A 15,576-nucleotide genomic window follows, 5' to 3' on the forward strand; every position below is an offset into this window, starting at 1 on the left:
CATCAAAGGCCGCCGAATGAAGACGGGTCGGCGGCCGGCCGGTCAGTAGACCGGCGCGAGTTCGCCGTCCCGCTCGGCCGCCTCGACGACCGCCCGCGCCGCCGCCAGCATCGAATCGGGCAGGGCCGATTCCATCCGCGGCACCGAGCCGGCCACGGCCCGGTCGATCGCTTCCTTGGAAAAGAAGCCGCCATTGACCTGGGTCCGGTGCAGGACGACGCGGCGGAAATCCGCCATCAGGTCCATTTCCGGCGGCGTCGGGCTCTTCCAGAAGCTGTCGAGATCGCCCTGATGGGTCAGGCCGGCCATGTTGTAGATCGCGGTGCCGACCGCGTGGGTCGGACAGCCCATCTCCAGGGACAGCATCCCCACCGTCGAATTGACGATGACCACGCCGCGGGCGCTCTTGATCAGGGCCGGGAGGTCGCCGCCGTCGATGAAGTCCAGCCGATCGCTGACGCCGTGGCGGCGGGCCGAAGCGCGGGCGAACTTGCGCCAGTTGATCAGGCCGCTGTCGAGCGGGTGCAGCTTCACCAGGAGCCGGGTCGGCGCCGAGGAGCCGTCCGCGAAAGACTTGATCACCCGGTCCATGAAGCCCTCGACGCCGAGGAACGGCGAGTGGACCCGGATCTGGTAGTCGCTGTCGAGCTGGAGCGGCAGCAGGAAGTAGTCGCAGCCGACCGCGCGGTAGATCTCGTCGCAGCGCGCCGCCTCGCGGCGGGTATGGGCGCGGCGGGCGAACTTCTTGACCCAGCCGGCATACTCGGCGGCGATATGGGTCGGCCGGTGGCTGCGGAAATGCGGGAAGAGGTACGGGAACAGGACGTTGGCGAGGTTGTAACCGACGTCCCAGACGCTGCGGCGGGCCATGTCGCCGGTCGAGGGCATCGCCCGGCCGGGCTGCGGCAGGCGCCGCGCCAGAGCCCGGATCTCGGCGGCCGTCCGGGGGAGGGACGAGAAGCCGTTCACGCCGCCGAGTTCGCAGGTGATCCAGTTCGGCCGGATATAGCCTTCCTCGAACACATGCACCCGCAGGCCGCGATACTCGGCGATCATGCGGGCGGCCTTGTGGAACGGCCGGCAATCGCCGAACAGAACGATGTCGGTCACGGTTTCGCGGTCGAGATAGGCCTCGAGATACTCGCCCCAGGCCTCGCGGCGACCCCGGTAATTGTCGGCGTCGCCGCTCCAGAACAGCCAGTCGCCGGGGCAGAGATTGATGCGCCGGACAGTGTGTCCCCGTGCGCGCAGCGCCTTTCCGAGGTCGGAGAAGAACGGCGTCGCGATGCCCTGCAGGAAGAGGAAGGTCGCGGGGCGGTCGCGAGGGACGTCGAGGGCGGGCTGTTGCATTCCGCGGCGCTTCTGTCCTTGACCCAGGGCCGGATGAACCGAACCGACGAGAGACTCTTGAGGTGGCACGGCGCCCGGCGGGCCCGCAATCCGAAGCCATGCCGCGGCATGGCATTTCTGCGCCTGCGTGGCCCGTCTGCAACGGTCGCACGCCTGCGGCTCGGCCTTCGGATTAGGCGGGCAATCGCGGCGACGATATGTCCAAATCCTTTCCAGGACGTGGCGACGGCGACGCGCGCTCAGGTTGTCCCCGCCTTGCACCACATCCCAGGCCGACGAAAATGCGCTACAGGCGGGCCCAGCACCTCACCCGACCGGAGCCGGACGCACCGACCATGCCCCCTGACCCGACCTCGTCGCTCTACGCGACCGGCCGCACGATCCGCCGCCTGCGGGCGGAAATCGAGGCCGCGACGGGCCTCGCCTTCGGGGCGGCGCGTCCGGGCGCGATCGGCGCGGTCTGGGGCGCGGGAAGCTTGGCCGCGCGGATTCTGGCGCTGACGGGCCGGCGCCGCCTCGTGGTCGCCCCCGGGCCGCTCCTGAGCCCGTACGACTCGCCGGAGACCGGCTTCGCATCCCTGCGGATCAGCCTCGACGGGGCGCCGGTCGGCGGGGAGGGGGGCGTCCACTACCTCGACCCCTGGACCCGGCTGCCGATCGACCGCGCGGCGTGCGCCGAGCGGGTGGCATGGCTCGCCGCGCGCTTCGCCGAGAACGACCGGCGGGTGGTCTATGTCGGGATGTCTCGCTGGAAGCGGCCCGCCTTGGACGTCCTCGGCGCCGGGCCCGCCGGCCGGCCGATCCACACCATGACCACCGAGGCCGCGATCGCGGCGGGGCGGCGCCATGACGGCCGCCTCCTCGCCTGGGCGACGCGGGCCCCGGGCCAGCTCGAGGAGGCCTGCGCGCGGGCTGGCCTGCCCCTCGCCCGGGTGGAGGACGGGTTCCTGCGCTCGGTGGGCCTCGGCGCCAGCCTTCAGCCCGGCGCCTCCGTGGTGGTGGACGACCTCGGCATCTACTACGACCCGCGCCGGGAGAGCCGCCTGCAGCGCCTGCTGGCCGAGGCCGACTTCACCCCGGACCTCGTCGCCCGGGCGCGGCGCCTGCGCGAGGAGGTCGTGTCGCGCCGGCTCAGCAAGTACAATGTCGGCCTCGACGCCGCGGCCCTCGACTGGCCCGCCGGACGGCGGATCGTGCTGGTGCCGGGACAGGTGGAGGACGACGCCTCAGTGCGTCACGGTTCGCCGCTGGTCCGCTCGAACCGGGCCTTGCTGGAGGCGGCGCGGCGGCGGAATCCGGACGCTTTCCTGCTCTACAAACCGCATCCCGACGTGGAGGCCGGGTTCCGTCCCGGCATCATCCCGGAGGCGGAGGCCCTGACCCTGGCCGACCGGATCGTCGCGGGCATCAGCATCGTCGACCTCCTCGACCGGGTGCATCACGTCGAGACCATGACGTCATTGGCCGGATTCGAGGCCCTGATCCGCGGACTCAGTGTGGCGACGCACGGCCGGCCGTTCTACTCGGGCTGGGGCCTGTCGGAGGATCTCGCGCCGGGCGCCGATCGCGGCCGCCGGCTGAGCCTCGACGAGTTGGTGGCGGGCGCCATGATCCTCTATTCGCGCTACCTCGACCCCGTGGCGATGAAGCCGTGCAGTCCGGAGCAGCTCCTCGACCGCTTGAGCGCGGCCCGGGCGGCGGCGCCGCGCAACGCCCTCTCCCTCGGCCGGACGGCCCATTTGGTGATGCGCGCGCGCTACGGCCTCCTCAATCCCGTGGTCCGGGCCCTGCGCCTCCGGCGCGGCGTCGGCCGCGAGGCCGGAGGCGGCCCGCGCTAGACCGGGGCCGTCGCGCGGAATCCGGTTTCACGAGACTCTGATGTGACACCAAAGCGATAGCGCGCGCTGCTAGAGTCAGACCTCAGCAGCCCGCCCCGGGGCCGGTCCCGATCATTCCGGATCAGGAACGGCTCGCAACTCCTTGCTCCCGCGCGCTGTTTCCCGCCGGACCGGATTCCGGCGGAGAGCAGGCCCGCCCCACGCCGAGTGTCCGAGTCTTGACGACGTTCCTCATCGCCACCGGTCTCGCGCTCGCCGTCTGCCTCGCCCTGGAGGTTTTGGCGGGCGACTCGCTCAGCCGGGCGAGCCTCGCGCCGCAGGATCTCGGCCTGCGGCTGCTCGGCTACCTGCTGATCCTGCTGTTCTGGTTCGCATTCTCCTGGCGCCCCTGGCTCGCCGGGCTGACCTGCGTGATCACGGTGGCGATCCTCATCGTCGTCAGCCGCGCCAAGCGCTCGGTGATCGGCGAGCCGCTGCTGTTCAGCGATTTCGCCCTGCTGCCCCAGGTGCCGCGGCATCCGCAGCTCTACTACATCCCGCCCCTGTGGGATCCGCGCATCGCGGGTCCGGTCCTGCTTACCCTGGCGGTGACCGTGTTGTGGTACCGGACCGAGCCGAGCGTGCTGCCCGCCGCCACGCTGCCGCGCGCCCTGGCCCTGCTCGGCCTGCCGCTCGCGCTCTGGCTGCTGGTCAAGGCCGCGCCGCGCCCGCCGCTCGCAGGGCTGATCGCCCGCTGGTTCCCCCAGCCCGACCTGGAGGCGGACGTGACCCGGGTCGGCCTGCCGGCGAGCCTTCTGGGCTACACCGCCCGGGCGATGGCGGGCGGCGAGCCCGTGCCCGAGGCGCCGGCGCTGCCGAACGGGCCGGGCGACGACGTCGTGGTGGTGATCCAGCTGGAATCCTTCGTCGATCCGGAGCGGCTGGGCGGCGCGAAGCTGCCGGTGATGGACCTGTTCCGCACCCGGGCCGCGCAGTACGGGCGCCTTCGGGTCCCGGCGCACGGTGCCTACACGATGCGCAGCGAGCACGCGGTGCTCACCGGCCGGCCCTCCGACAGCCTCGGCTTCGGCCGGTACGACCCCTACACGTCCCGGAGCGGGGACGAGCCGACGAGTCTCGCGCGGCTCGCCCGCGGACGGGGCTACGGCACGCTGTTCCTGCACCCGTTCCACAGGGACTTCTTCCGCCGGGCACGGGTGATGGAGGCCTTCGGCTTCGCCGACCTCGTGATGGGCGAAGCCTTCACGGAGACGCCGCGCGTCGGCCCCTATGTCGGAGACATCGCCCTCGGCGACCGCCTCCTCGCGGAGGTCCGGGCCCGGCAGACGCCGCTGTTCCTGTTCTGCGTGACCATGGAGAACCACGGCCCCTGGAAGCCGGGGCGGCTGCCGGGCATCGACGACCCGCAGGCCCAGTATCTCCACCACGTCGCCAATACCGGACAGATGGTGGAGGACATCGTGGCGGGCCTCGACGTCATCGCCCGCGAGCGCCACCAGACCATCACGCTCTGCGTGTTTGGTGACCACGCACCGTCGCTGCCGAGTTGCAAGCCGGGCTTTGGAGGCCGGACCACCGACTACGCCCTGTTCCGCTTCGGCCAACCGCAGGGCACTCCGGCTCAGGTCGACATCGCCGCCGACGAGCTCGGGCGGGCGCTGCGGGGGATTCTCGCGAGCGCACCGGCGGACATGGCTGCCGGGACATGATAAGGTTAAGCTTGCGCGCCATAAGCGTGGCTGTGCCACGCTGGTGACGCATTGCCCACGGATAGCGCGACCGTCCGCGAGGCGGCCGCCGGTTCGGCGCGGCCGTTAAAGCGATCGCAGCGTTTGGCGGTCAAACTGGATGTCCCGGCCCGGGCCAGCGATGGCGCGGGGTCGGCGAGGAGAAGTCTCTGTGATGCTGCGTAAGACGGCGCGCACCGCCCTGATGGCCGCTCTGGCGGCGGGATCTGCAGGGGGTTGCACCTACCTGCCTGCGGCGGGTCCGACGGCGGGCGCGATCCAGGCGGGGGCGGAGGTGGCCACCGCCGACGGCGGCCTGATCGCCCGCTACGAGATCATCGACGTCACGCCCTCGGTGGTCGAAGCCCTGCGCGGCCGGCCGCTGGACAGCCTGCTCGCCTCCTTCGGCGACCATCGTCCCTCCTCGGAGCCGGTGATCGGCGTCGGCGACATGGTCTCGGTCTCGATCTGGGAAGCCGGGTCGGGCGGCCTGTTCTCCGGGCCGCTGGTGGCCGACCGCTTCTCGGCGGGCTCCAAGTCCGCCCTCATCCCCGAGCAGCCCGTCGGGCGCGACGGCGCCATCTCGGTCCCCTATGCCGGCCGCATCAAGGTCGCCGGCCGCCGCACCCAGGACGTCCAGGCGCTCATCGAGAACGAACTCGCCGGCAAGGCCATCCAGCCGCAGGTGCTGGTCTCGGTCACCCGGCCGATCAGCCAGGCGGTGACCGTCACCGGCGAGGGCGCCGCCGGCGCCCGCCTGCCGCTCTCGGGCCACGGCGACCGCATCCTCGACGTCATCGCCGCCGCCGGCGGCAACCGCGCGCCGGTCAACGAGACCTTCGTGCGGCTCTCGCGCGGCCCGGTGACCGCGACCGTGCCGCTGACCACGGTGGTGTCGAACCCCAAGGAGAACATCTACCTGCGGCCCAACGACGTGCTCACTCTGGTGCGCGACCCGCAGACCTTCATCGCGGTGGGCGCGCTGGGCAACAGCACCGAGCTGCCGTTCCAGGCCGACGGCATCACCCTGGCCCAGGCGCTGGCCAAGGCGCGCGGCCTGTCGGACTTCGCCGCCGACCCGGCCGGGACATTCATCTTCCGGTTCGAGCCGGCCAGCGTCGTGCGGCGCCTCAGCCCCAGCTCGCGGCTGCTCGGCACGCCGCTGGTGCCGGTGGTCTACCGGATCGACATGCGCGATCCCAACAGCCTGTTCGTCTCCCAGGCGTTCCGCATGCGCAACCGCGATCTGATCTACGTGTCGAACGCGCCGTTCACCGAGGTCCAGAAGGTGCTCACCGCCTTCAGCGGCGTCACCGGACCGGTCTCCTCCGCCGCCTTGGCCTACTCCTACGCCAAGTAGGGAGCGGCCCGCATACGGGACGATCGGGATCGCGGCGCCGCCTGTGCGCGCGATCCTGGATCCCGGCCCTTCCTTATCGAGCCTGCGGACACCCTGGATTCAAAGCGAAACGGGGCGCGGATGTCATCCGCGCCCCGTTTCCCGTCATAACGCTCGTCGTGGATCCGGGGCCCACGGCCCCGGACGGGCTCAGACCCGCTTGGCCAGCAGCTGCTCGATCAGCGAGCCGCCCTTGTCGATGGCCGCCAGTTCCTCGGCCACCGCGTTCACGGTGTCGCGGATCTGGTCGGGGGTGTGCTCGGAGGTCAGGAAGAAACGCAGGCGCGAGGCCCGCTCCGGCACCGCCGGGTGGATGATCGGCTGGACGTTGATGCCCCGGCGGAACAGCCGGTCCGACAGGGTGACGGCTTTCAGCGAGTCACCGACGATGATCGGCACGACCGCGAGGCCCAGGCTGAAGCCGGTGTCGAGGCCCAGCTTCTTGGCGGTCGCCAGGAACAGGGTGCCGTTCTGGCGCAGGCGCTCGACCCGCTCCGGCTCGGCATGCATCACCGCGAGGGCCACCTCGGCAGCGGCGGCGAGCGGCGGCGACATGCCGACGCTGTACACGAATCCGCCCGCCGTGTGCTTGAGATACTCGATCAGGGCAATCGGCCCGCAGATGTAGCCGCCGCAGGTGGACAGGGTCTTCGACAGCGTGCCCATCCAGATGTCGACCTCCTTCGGGTCGACACCGCAATGTTCGAACAGGCCCGCGCCGGTGCGGCCGGTGACGCCGAGACCATGGGCCTCGTCGACCATCAGCCAGGCGTCGTAGCGCTTCTTGAGGGCCACGAGCCCGGCGAGGTCCGGCGCATCGCCGTCCATGCTGTAGAGGCCCTCGACCACGATCAGCGCCCGGCGGTGCTCGTGGCGGGTCGACTGGAGCAGGGTCTCCAGGGCATCGAGGTCGTTATGCGCGAAGGAGCGCCGCTGCGCCCCCGAGAGTTGCGCGCCCGTGACGATGCTGTTGTGGGAGAGGGCGTCGTGGAAGATGACGTCGCCGGATTCCAGCAGGGCGCCGATCGTCGTGACGTTGGTGGCGTGCCCGCTCACCATCACGACGCAGCCCTCGGACTGATAGTGCTTGGCCAAAGCCTGTTCGAGGCTGATATGGCCCGGACGCTCCCCCGCCACGACACGGCTCGCCGACGAGGAGGTGCCGTAGGCATCGATCGCCTCGCGGGCGGCGTTGCTCACCCGCGGATGTCCGTTCAGGCCGAGATAGTCATACGACGAGAAGTTGGTGAAGGCCTTCTGGTCGATCCGGGTGGTTGCTCCGGCCTTGGCGTCGTGGACGCGGAAGAACGGGTTGCCCAGGCCGATCAGCTCCGCCGCCTGCCGCTGAAGCTTCAGCTCCCGGTAGCCCGGCAGGTTCTCGAAGTTCTGCGCCGCCGACTTCCCGGCCGGCGAGGCCGCTTTGACGGGGGCCGGGCGCGGCGTGGCGCGCCCGAGCCGGTTGGTCACGAAGCCGGCGAGCGCCGCCCGCCCGCCGTCCGGCCGTGCCGTGTCGGTCATGAGTTGGTCTCTTTGATCCCGCTGGACGTCTGCTCGATGAGTTCCTTGAGAGGCGCGATCATCTGCGCATCCACCTCACCGCCGACATGCTTCGCCACGAGGCTCATCGCGACGCCGGCGGTCTCATCCATGGGCGCGGAAACCGCCTGAATTAAGGACTCCGACAGTTCGGTGACGGTCATGCCCGAGGACAGGCCCGCGGGCGGCGCGTCGAGGGCGAAGCGCTCCTGCAGGCTGGCGCCGAGTTCGACGCCCATCAGCGAGTCGAGGCCGATCTCCGAGAGCTGGCGGACGCGGCTGATGTCGTCCTTCGGCAGGCGCAGGATCCGGGCGATGTCCTCGACGATCGCATCCGACACGGTCTTGCGGACCGCGTCGAGGTCGCCCCCCTTGAGGAGCGCCCCGATGTTGATCGCCTGGACGCCGCCGGCCTCGACCTGCTGGTCCGACCCGAGTTCCGCGTAGCTCGGCGAGCGCATGGTGGCGAGCCGCTCGCGCGCCTTGCCCCAATGCATCGCCGCGATGGCGATCACCGCCTCGTCGGGGGACGTCCCCTGGCATTCCAGCGCCTCGGCCATCAGGTCGAGGCAGCGGCGGGCCTCCATCGGCGTGACGCCGACGCGACCGGCCAGACCTTCCATGACCGCCCTGTTGCGGGCGAGCATGCCGACATCGCCGATGGCCCCCCAGGCCACCGCCAGGGCGGGCAGACCGCGGCGGCGGCGCTGGCGCGCCAAGCCCTCCATGAAGCCGTTGGCGGCCACGTAGGAGCCCTGACCGGGATTGCCGATGAAGGTCGTCGCCGAGGAGAACAGGACGAAGTAGTCGAGGCTCCGGTCGCGGGTCGCGGCGTCCAGGTGCTGGGCGCCGATCACCTTCGGTCCGATCACCGCGTCGAGCGCAGCCGCGTCGATGTTGGAGATCAGGCCGTCCTGGAGCACCGCCGCGGCGTGGAGGACGCCCGCGAGCTTCTTGCCCTTCTGCTCGATCTCGGCGAGCAGACGGTCCACCGAGGCGCGGCTGGTGATGTCGACGGCCTTCGCCTCGACGGTCACACCCTGGGCCGACAGCTCGGCGACGATCGCCTTGGCCTCATCGGTGGCCGCCCCCTTGCGGCCGGCCAGCACGAGGTGCTTGGCACCCCGGTCGATCAGCCACCGCGCCGCCTCGAGGCCGAAGCCGCCGAGGCCGCCGGTCAGCAGGTGGACGCCCGTCTCCGAGACCGTGAACGGCTTCGCCGTGTCCTTCATGATCGTGCCGGCCTTGGGCGGGCTGATCACGATCTTCCCGATATGACCCGACTGCTGCATCAGCCGGAACGCGTCCGAGGTCTCGGCCGCCGTGAAGGGCTGGTAGGGCAGGGGCTTCAGGCCGCCGTCGTTGAACAGCGCCATCACCTCGCGGAACATCCGCGCGCCGTCGTCGCCCTGGTGCTGGATCACCTGATCAAGGTCGACGCCGAAGTAGCTGAGGTTCCGCCGGAATGGGCGCAGGCCGATATGGGTGTTAGCGACGTAGTCGCGCTTGCCCAGCTCGACGAAGCGGCCGAAGGGCCGCAGCGCGTTGAGCGAACGCTCCATCGCCTCGCCGAACAGGCTGTTCAGCACGATGTCGACGCCGTCGCCGGTGATCGCCCGGACCTCGTCCACGAAGGCGAGCGAGCGGGAATCGAGCACATGCTCGGCGCCCAGCGCCTTCACGAGGGCCCGCTTCTCGCGGGAGCCGGCGGTGGCGATGACCCGCGCACCCTTCAGCTTGGCGATCTGCAGGGCCGCGAGGCCGACGCCACCCGCGCCGCCATGGACCAGCACCCACTCGCCGCGCCGCATCCGGGCGCAGGAAACGAGGCCGTAATAGGCGGTGAGGAAGGCCACCGGCACGGTGGCGGCCGCCATCGGGTCGAGGCCCTGCGGCATCGGCGCGACGACGAGGTCGGGCACCACGATATGCGTGGCGAAGCCCGACTGGGCGAAGGCGACGACCGGATCGCCGACCTTGAAGCCCTTCACGCCCGGGCCGACGGCCGTGACGCGGCCGGCGCATTCGAGGCCGAGGCGCGGGCCGGCGAAGCCGTCCTCAAGGATCTCCTCGGGGAGCATCGAGAGCGCCCAGAGCACGTCGCGGAAGTTGAGGCCGGTGGCCTCGACCGCGATCTCCATCTCGCCCTTGCCGGGGGCGCGGCGCTCGGCCGGACCCCAGACCATCTCGCTGAGGCCGCCGGTGTTGCTGCGCTCGAGCCGCGCGGCCTCGGCCGGGACGGTATCGGCCGGATCCCGGTGCTGCGGCCGGCCGGCATGGAAGCGCACGACCTGCGTCCGCTCGTCGTCCAGCACGATCTCGGTCTCCGGCGTGCCGGAGAGGATCAGGTCGCGCAGGCGCTCCGAGGCGCGCTTCGACGACATCTCGGGGGAGAGGTCGATGCGGCGGACGTCGAGGTTCGGGGCCTCGTTGGCGAGGGTGCGGGAGAAGGCCCACACGCCGGCCTCGATGTTGGTGGTCTGGCCGCCGCGGTCGCGGGTGGCCCCCGGCGCCACGACCCACAGCCGGGTCTGGCGGGCGCCGAGATGCTCCGTGCAGCGCTTCAGGCTGAGGCAGCGGTCGCGCAGCCGCTCGGCCGCCTCGCCGCCGCGGGTGAAGGCGCCGGCCAGGAACACCACCGTGTCGGGGGTCTCCTTCTCCAGCTCCATCAGGGAGGTCTCGGAGTCGAGGATGATCGAGACATGCACGCCGCCCGCGACCAGCAGCGTCGCCAGGGAGGAGGCGGTCTCGGCCGCGAACTCGTCGTCGGAGCCGATGATGAAGGCGAAGCTCTGTGCCGGAGCCGGGCCCGGACGCACCGGCGCCTCGGCCGTCAGCAGGAGGTCATCGCCGTTGGCGGAGGCCGCCCGCTCGACCTCGACCTTGACGAGGCCGTGGGCGCTCAGCGTGCGCTGCCAGCCCTCGATGTCCTCGAGCCGGCCCACGGGCATGCCGCCCACGGCCTCCTCGAACCAGCCGGCCGTGAGACCGAACACGAGGTCGCGGAACAGGGACGCTCCCGGCTCGACCGCCACCAGCAGGCCGCCGGTGGCGAGCGCCCCGGCGAGCTGGCCCGGAAGGGACCGGTCGCCCCGGTGGAGGCTGCCGGCCGCCAGGATCAGGTCGAAGCTGCCGGGAGCGAGCTCCTCGGCGGTCTCGACCACGGCGGCGGTGCGTCCCAGGGACAGGCGGGCGCGCTCGGCGAGCCGGCGATCGGTCTCGAAGACGGTGAGCCGGGCCTCGGCGGCGGCCGCGAAGGTCGCGGTTTGCGCCGAGAGCGGGCCGAAGCCGATCTGGAGGACTCGCAGCGCCCGCTCCTTCGGGAGCTGGGCTCGGCTCCGCTCGATCAGGCTGGCGACCACGTCGGCGCCGTGGCGCGCGGTGGCCGAGCGCAGCACGAAGGCGTCGATCGCCCCCTGCGGCAGGGCGGGCGCGTCGGTCAGCTTCCCGGCGAGCAGCCGGTCGACCAGGGCGCCGACATCGGCGATCAGCACCAGTTCGGCCGAGAGATCCGGATGGTCACCGGCGATCCAGCGCATGATCTCGTCGGGCGCAGGCAACGCGGAGCCGTCGCCCAGCGTCCAGTTCTGGCCCGCACGCTCGGCGAGGCCGCTGCTTTCCAGGGCGTAGAGGGCGTTCAGCAGCCAGGGGCGCAGGGCCTCGGGCACGCGGCTGTCGGTGACAGAGACGGTCGCACCCTGGGCCAGCCCGGAGGCGAGGCGGTAGGCGAGCGAGGTCGCCCAGCCTTCCAGCAGGAGGTGCCCCGGAGACAGGGCGGCGTCGGCCGGCCCCTTCGCCTCGGCGGCCAGCGGGCGCAGCCGCGCGGCCACGCTCGGACGGCGTTCCATGGGGATCGCGGTCGGCTCGGTGGCGAGTTCCGGCACCTGCGAGATCGCGAAGGCCGCGAGGTCACCGCCGCTCTTGGCCCGCAGGGCCTGGAATCGGCCCTCGCGGATCGTGGCGACCACCGCCCCCTCGGCATCGAGGAGGGTGAAATCCGCCAGGATCGAACGCTCGTTGCAGCGGCGTGTCCGGATGATCGAACGGGCGATCACCGCGCCGGGGCGCAGCAGTCGTACCTCTCCGAAGCGGACCGGGATGTAGGCCTTGCCGCCATTCTCGCCGAGGAGATCGGCGAAGAGCAGGATCAACCCGTGAAAACAGGCATCGAGCCGGTTCGGCACCAGGGCGTAGCGGCTGTCGGGCTCGGCCGGCAGCAGGTCGGACACGATGGTGGCGTCGTCCAGCCGGGCGCTCATCGCCACCTGCTGGAAGCTCGGGCCGAAGGCCAGACCCGAGGCGAGGGCCTTGGCGTAGAGCGCGTCGCCGGTGAGCACGTGCTCGCCGGCGGTCTCGAAGCTGAAGCCGTTCAGGTCGGGGGCCTTCGGCGACGAGAAGGTGCCCTCGACGATCTTCGCCTGGGCGTGGAGCTGCCAGGGCGTCTGCGTCAGGCGCGGACGGCTCAGCACCTGGATGCCGTTGCCGGAGCCCGAGAGGCGCACCGCGACCTCGCGCAGGGCCTCCTCGGCGAACACCATCGGCGCCACGATCTCGAAATCAGCCAGCACGACCTCGTCGTCGCGCAGGGCCTCGCGGACGCAGGCCAGCGCCATCTCGACGAAGCCGGCGCCGGGCATGATCACCTGGCCATCGACCTTGTGGTCCTCCAGCTCCGGCACGGTGACCGGATCGACGAAGCCGTTCCATTCCAGTCCGTCGAAGGTCGTGCGCGACCCGATCAGCGGATGGTAGGGGCGGGGGCTCATCGCGCCGACGCCTTCGGTGGTGTCGGCGAGACGGAACGGCCGGCGCTGCCACGGATAGGTCGGCAGGCGGACATCGCCCTTGGGCGCGTCGCCGAACAGCAGGGTCTCGTCGACCTGCGCGCCCTGGACCAGCGCGGCGCTGACCGCCTTGGCGATCGGATCGCCACCGGAGGCCTTGCGGTGCATCACGCCGACCGTGGCGGTCTCGATGCCCAGCGGCTCGACCGCGTCGCCGACATGGGACATGAGGGTCGCGCGCGGGCCGACTTCGACGAAGACGCGGGCGCCGCGGCGGGTCGCGTCCTGCACGGCTTCGCAGAAGCGCACCGGCTCGCGGATGTTGCGCCACCAGTAGCCGGCACCGAAATGGCTGCCGTCCAGCACGCTGCCGGTGACGGTGGAGACCATCGCGGTGGTGCCGGCCTTGGCCTTCAGCCCGGCGAGATCGCGCAGGAGCGGCTTCTCGGTCGGGTCCATCAGCCGGCCATGGAAGGCGTAGGCGAGGTCGAGCTTGCGGCCGCGGCGGCGCTTGCGCGACAGCGCCTTGAGGGCGGCGTCGATATCGGCCACCGGCCCGGCGACCGTGACGGCCTTCGGGCTGTTGTAGGCGGCGATGTCGAGGGACGGGTAGTCCTTCAGGAAGGCCTCGACCTCCTCGGACGGCATCAGCAGCACCGCCATGGTGCCCTGGCCGTGCGTCGTCTCCTGATGGTGGCTGCGATAGTAGATGACCCGGACCGCGTCCTCCAGGCTCAGGATGCCGGCGGCCTCGGCGGCCGCGATCTCGCCCACGCTGTGGCCGAGGACATAGGACGGGATCAGACCCTTGGCCTTGAGGGCGGCCGTGGAGGCGCTCTCGATGGCGAAGATCAGCGGCTGCGAGACGCTGGTGAGCACGAGGCGCTCGTCCAGGTCGTCGGCGTAGAGGGCGTCCTTGAGCGACCAGTCGGAGTAGCCCTGGAACAGGGTGTCGATCCGGTCGAAGGCGGCGCGGAAGGCGGGGTTCTCCTCGTAGGCCTCGCGGCCCATGCCGGCCCATTGGCTGCCGTTGCCCGAATAGACGAAGGCCACCTCGGCGACGCGGTCGACGGCGGTGCCGGTGAAGGCGTCCTGCGTGTCCTCGCCTTCGCCGACGGCGCGCAGGGCGGCAACCACGTCGGCCTTGCCGTCGAGGGCGATGGCGAGGCGGGCCGACATGCGCTCGCGGCGGTGGGCGACGGCGGCCGCGATGGTCGGAACCTGGGCGGGCTCGGCCTCCAGGCGCTCGGCGTAATCGAGGGCCAACTCGTTCAGTGCGGCCCGGCTCTGGGCCGAGAGCAGCAGCACCTGGGCCTCCGGCGCCGGGGCCGACTCGGCGGCCCTGGACCAGGCCGGGGCGTCGGTGATGACGACATGGGCGTTGGTGCCGCCGAACCCGAAGGAGTTCACGCCCGCGAAACGCTCGCGCGCGCCGCGGGTGATCGGCAGGGCCTTCCGCACCACGTGCAGGTTGAGGTCGTCGAAGGGGATCTCGGGATTCAGTTCAGCCGCATGCAGCGACGGCGGCACGAGGTCGTGCTCCAGGGCCAGCGTCGCCTTCATCAGGCCGGCAAGGCCCGAGACAGGCTCGGTGTGGCCGATATTGGTCTTGATCGAGCCGATCGGCAGCGGCGCCTGCCGGCCGCGGCCGAGCTTCGAGCCGATGGCCGAGGCCTCGATCGGATCGCCCACCGGCGTGCCGGTGCCGTGCGCCTCCATGAAGGCGAGGTCGTCGAGACCGATCTCGGCCTCGCGGTAGACCTTCTCCAAGAGGGCGCCCTGGGCGTAGCCCGAGGGCAGCGAGATGCCGGTGGTGCGCCCGTCGGAATTGATGCCCGAGGCCGCCACCACGGCGCGGACCGTGGCGCCGTTGCGCCGCGCGGCCTCGGCCGATTGCAGCACGAACACCACGCCGCCCTCCGAGCGCACGTAGCCGTCGGCGTTCTTCGAGAACGCCTGGCACAGGCCGGTGCGCGAGAGCATCTGCGCGGTGGAGAAGCAGATGAAGTTGAACGGGCTCGCCAGCACGTTGACGCCCGCGACGACGGCGGTGTCGACGCGGCCCGACCGGATCGCCTGGACGGCGTTGTCGAAGGCGACGAGGGAGGACGAGCAGGCCGTGTCGACCGTGAAGCTCGGGCCCTTCAGGTCGAAGATGTAGGAGATGCGGTTCGAGATGATCGAGAGCGTGTTGCCGGTGGCCGCATAGGCGTCGCCCGACGGCGCGTCGAGGATGCGCAGGTTGCCGTAATCGAGCGACGAGGCGCCGACGAACACGCCGATATTGCTGCCGGCCACGCTGGACGGGCGCAGGCCCGCATCCTCAAGAGCCTCCCAGGTCAGTTCCAGCAGCATCCGCTGCTGCGGATCCATCTGCTCTGCCTCGCGGGGCGAGATCCCGAATACCGCAGGGTCGAACGACCACACGTCGTCGATGACACCGGCGGCCCAGGTGTAGCTCTTGCCGCGTTCATGGGCGCGCGGGTGCGCGAACCGCTCCAGGGAGAACCGGTCGGCCGGCACCTTGCTGACGGCGCAGCGCCCCTCGGACAGGAGTGACCACAGCCCGTCGACGCTGGGGGCTCCGGGCAGTCGGCATGCGCGTCCGACGATCGCAATGTCTGTACGTTGTGTCACGTTCGGTTCGCACACGCTCGTTATCGGAAGTCGGCTCGGCTCTCGACGAGTGAGTACCCTCTCACCCCTTACTGTGGCACCATTGCGGTGTCCAACCAGCCCCAACGCGAGGTCATCCCTCTGCGGCGAAATTGCCAGAGGCTGTGACATGTATTCATCAGCGGCTTATCCAATCCCTGCGGCCAAAACGCCAAGATTGAACCGCTGGACCGCCTGTCGAGACGCGAACTCGACCACGAGAAAGCCACAGTTGCCCCTCGGGGGCGGCAGCCCGTCTAGCGGCATCGGACCTGATTCCGGAAGAA

The 15,576-nt window shown here is 71.1% G+C and carries 6 protein-coding genes; 3 read left to right on the forward strand and 3 right to left on the reverse strand.

The genetic code is table 11. The annotated features are described in order from the left end of the window. Window positions 1–42: 42 nt before the first annotated feature. Entirely contained in the window at window positions 43–1,350 is a 1,308-nt protein-coding gene (locus tag ABIC70_RS17510; protein ID WP_043348864.1) for a capsule polysaccharide biogenesis protein, read from the reverse strand. A gap of 335 nt (window positions 1,351–1,685) precedes the next feature. Between ABIC70_RS17510 and ABIC70_RS17515 the strand changes: the two genes are divergently transcribed. From ABIC70_RS17515 to ABIC70_RS17525, 3 genes are all read left to right on the forward strand, one after another. Then, window positions 1,686–3,188 (forward strand): capsular polysaccharide export protein, LipB/KpsS family, encoded by a 1,503-nt coding sequence (locus tag ABIC70_RS17515; protein WP_354440328.1) that lies wholly within the window; start codon window positions 1,686–1,688, stop codon window positions 3,186–3,188. 218 nt (window positions 3,189–3,406) lie between these two features. Further along, window positions 3,407–4,897, forward strand: a complete 1,491-nt coding sequence (locus ABIC70_RS17520; RefSeq protein WP_354440330.1) for an LTA synthase family protein — start codon at window positions 3,407–3,409, stop codon at window positions 4,895–4,897. 193 nt (window positions 4,898–5,090) lie between these two features. After that, the gene (locus ABIC70_RS17525) at window positions 5,091–6,275 is read left to right on the forward strand and encodes a polysaccharide biosynthesis/export family protein (protein WP_083936041.1); all 1,185 of its coding nucleotides are present in this window, start codon (window positions 5,091–5,093) and stop codon (window positions 6,273–6,275) included. Window positions 6,276–6,464: 189 nt separating this feature from the next. Here the strand turns inward: ABIC70_RS17525 and ABIC70_RS17530 are convergent, their stop codons facing one another. Both ABIC70_RS17530 and ABIC70_RS17535 read right to left on the reverse strand, forming a co-directional pair. Further along, window positions 6,465–7,832 (reverse strand): aminotransferase class I/II-fold pyridoxal phosphate-dependent enzyme, encoded by a 1,368-nt coding sequence (locus ABIC70_RS17530; RefSeq protein WP_043351049.1) that lies wholly within the window; start codon window positions 7,830–7,832, stop codon window positions 6,465–6,467. Then, window positions 7,829–15,271 (reverse strand): SDR family NAD(P)-dependent oxidoreductase, encoded by a 7,443-nt coding sequence (locus tag ABIC70_RS17535; protein ID WP_354440332.1) that lies wholly within the window; start codon window positions 15,269–15,271, stop codon window positions 7,829–7,831. Before ABIC70_RS17535 ends, ABIC70_RS17530 begins: the two co-directional genes overlap by 4 nt. Between the last annotated feature and the right edge of the window lie 305 nt (window positions 15,272–15,576).

Origin of the sequence: Methylobacterium sp. 1973 (assembly GCF_040545035.1) — a bacterium.
Lineage (GTDB): Bacteria > Pseudomonadota > Alphaproteobacteria > Rhizobiales > Beijerinckiaceae > Methylobacterium > Methylobacterium fujisawaense.

Coding starts and splice junctions, on each gene's coding strand:
- ABIC70_RS17510 (WP_043348864.1), bottom strand. CDS start 1,350: ATGCAACAGCCCGCCCTCGACGTCCCTCGCGACCGCCCCGCGACCTTC.
- ABIC70_RS17515 (WP_354440328.1), top strand. CDS start 1,686: ATGCCCCCTGACCCGACCTCGTCGCTCTACGCGACCGGCCGCACGATC.
- ABIC70_RS17525 (WP_083936041.1), top strand. CDS start 5,091: ATGCTGCGTAAGACGGCGCGCACCGCCCTGATGGCCGCTCTGGCGGCG.
- ABIC70_RS17530 (WP_043351049.1), bottom strand. CDS start 7,832: ATGACCGACACGGCACGGCCGGACGGCGGGCGGGCGGCGCTCGCCGGC.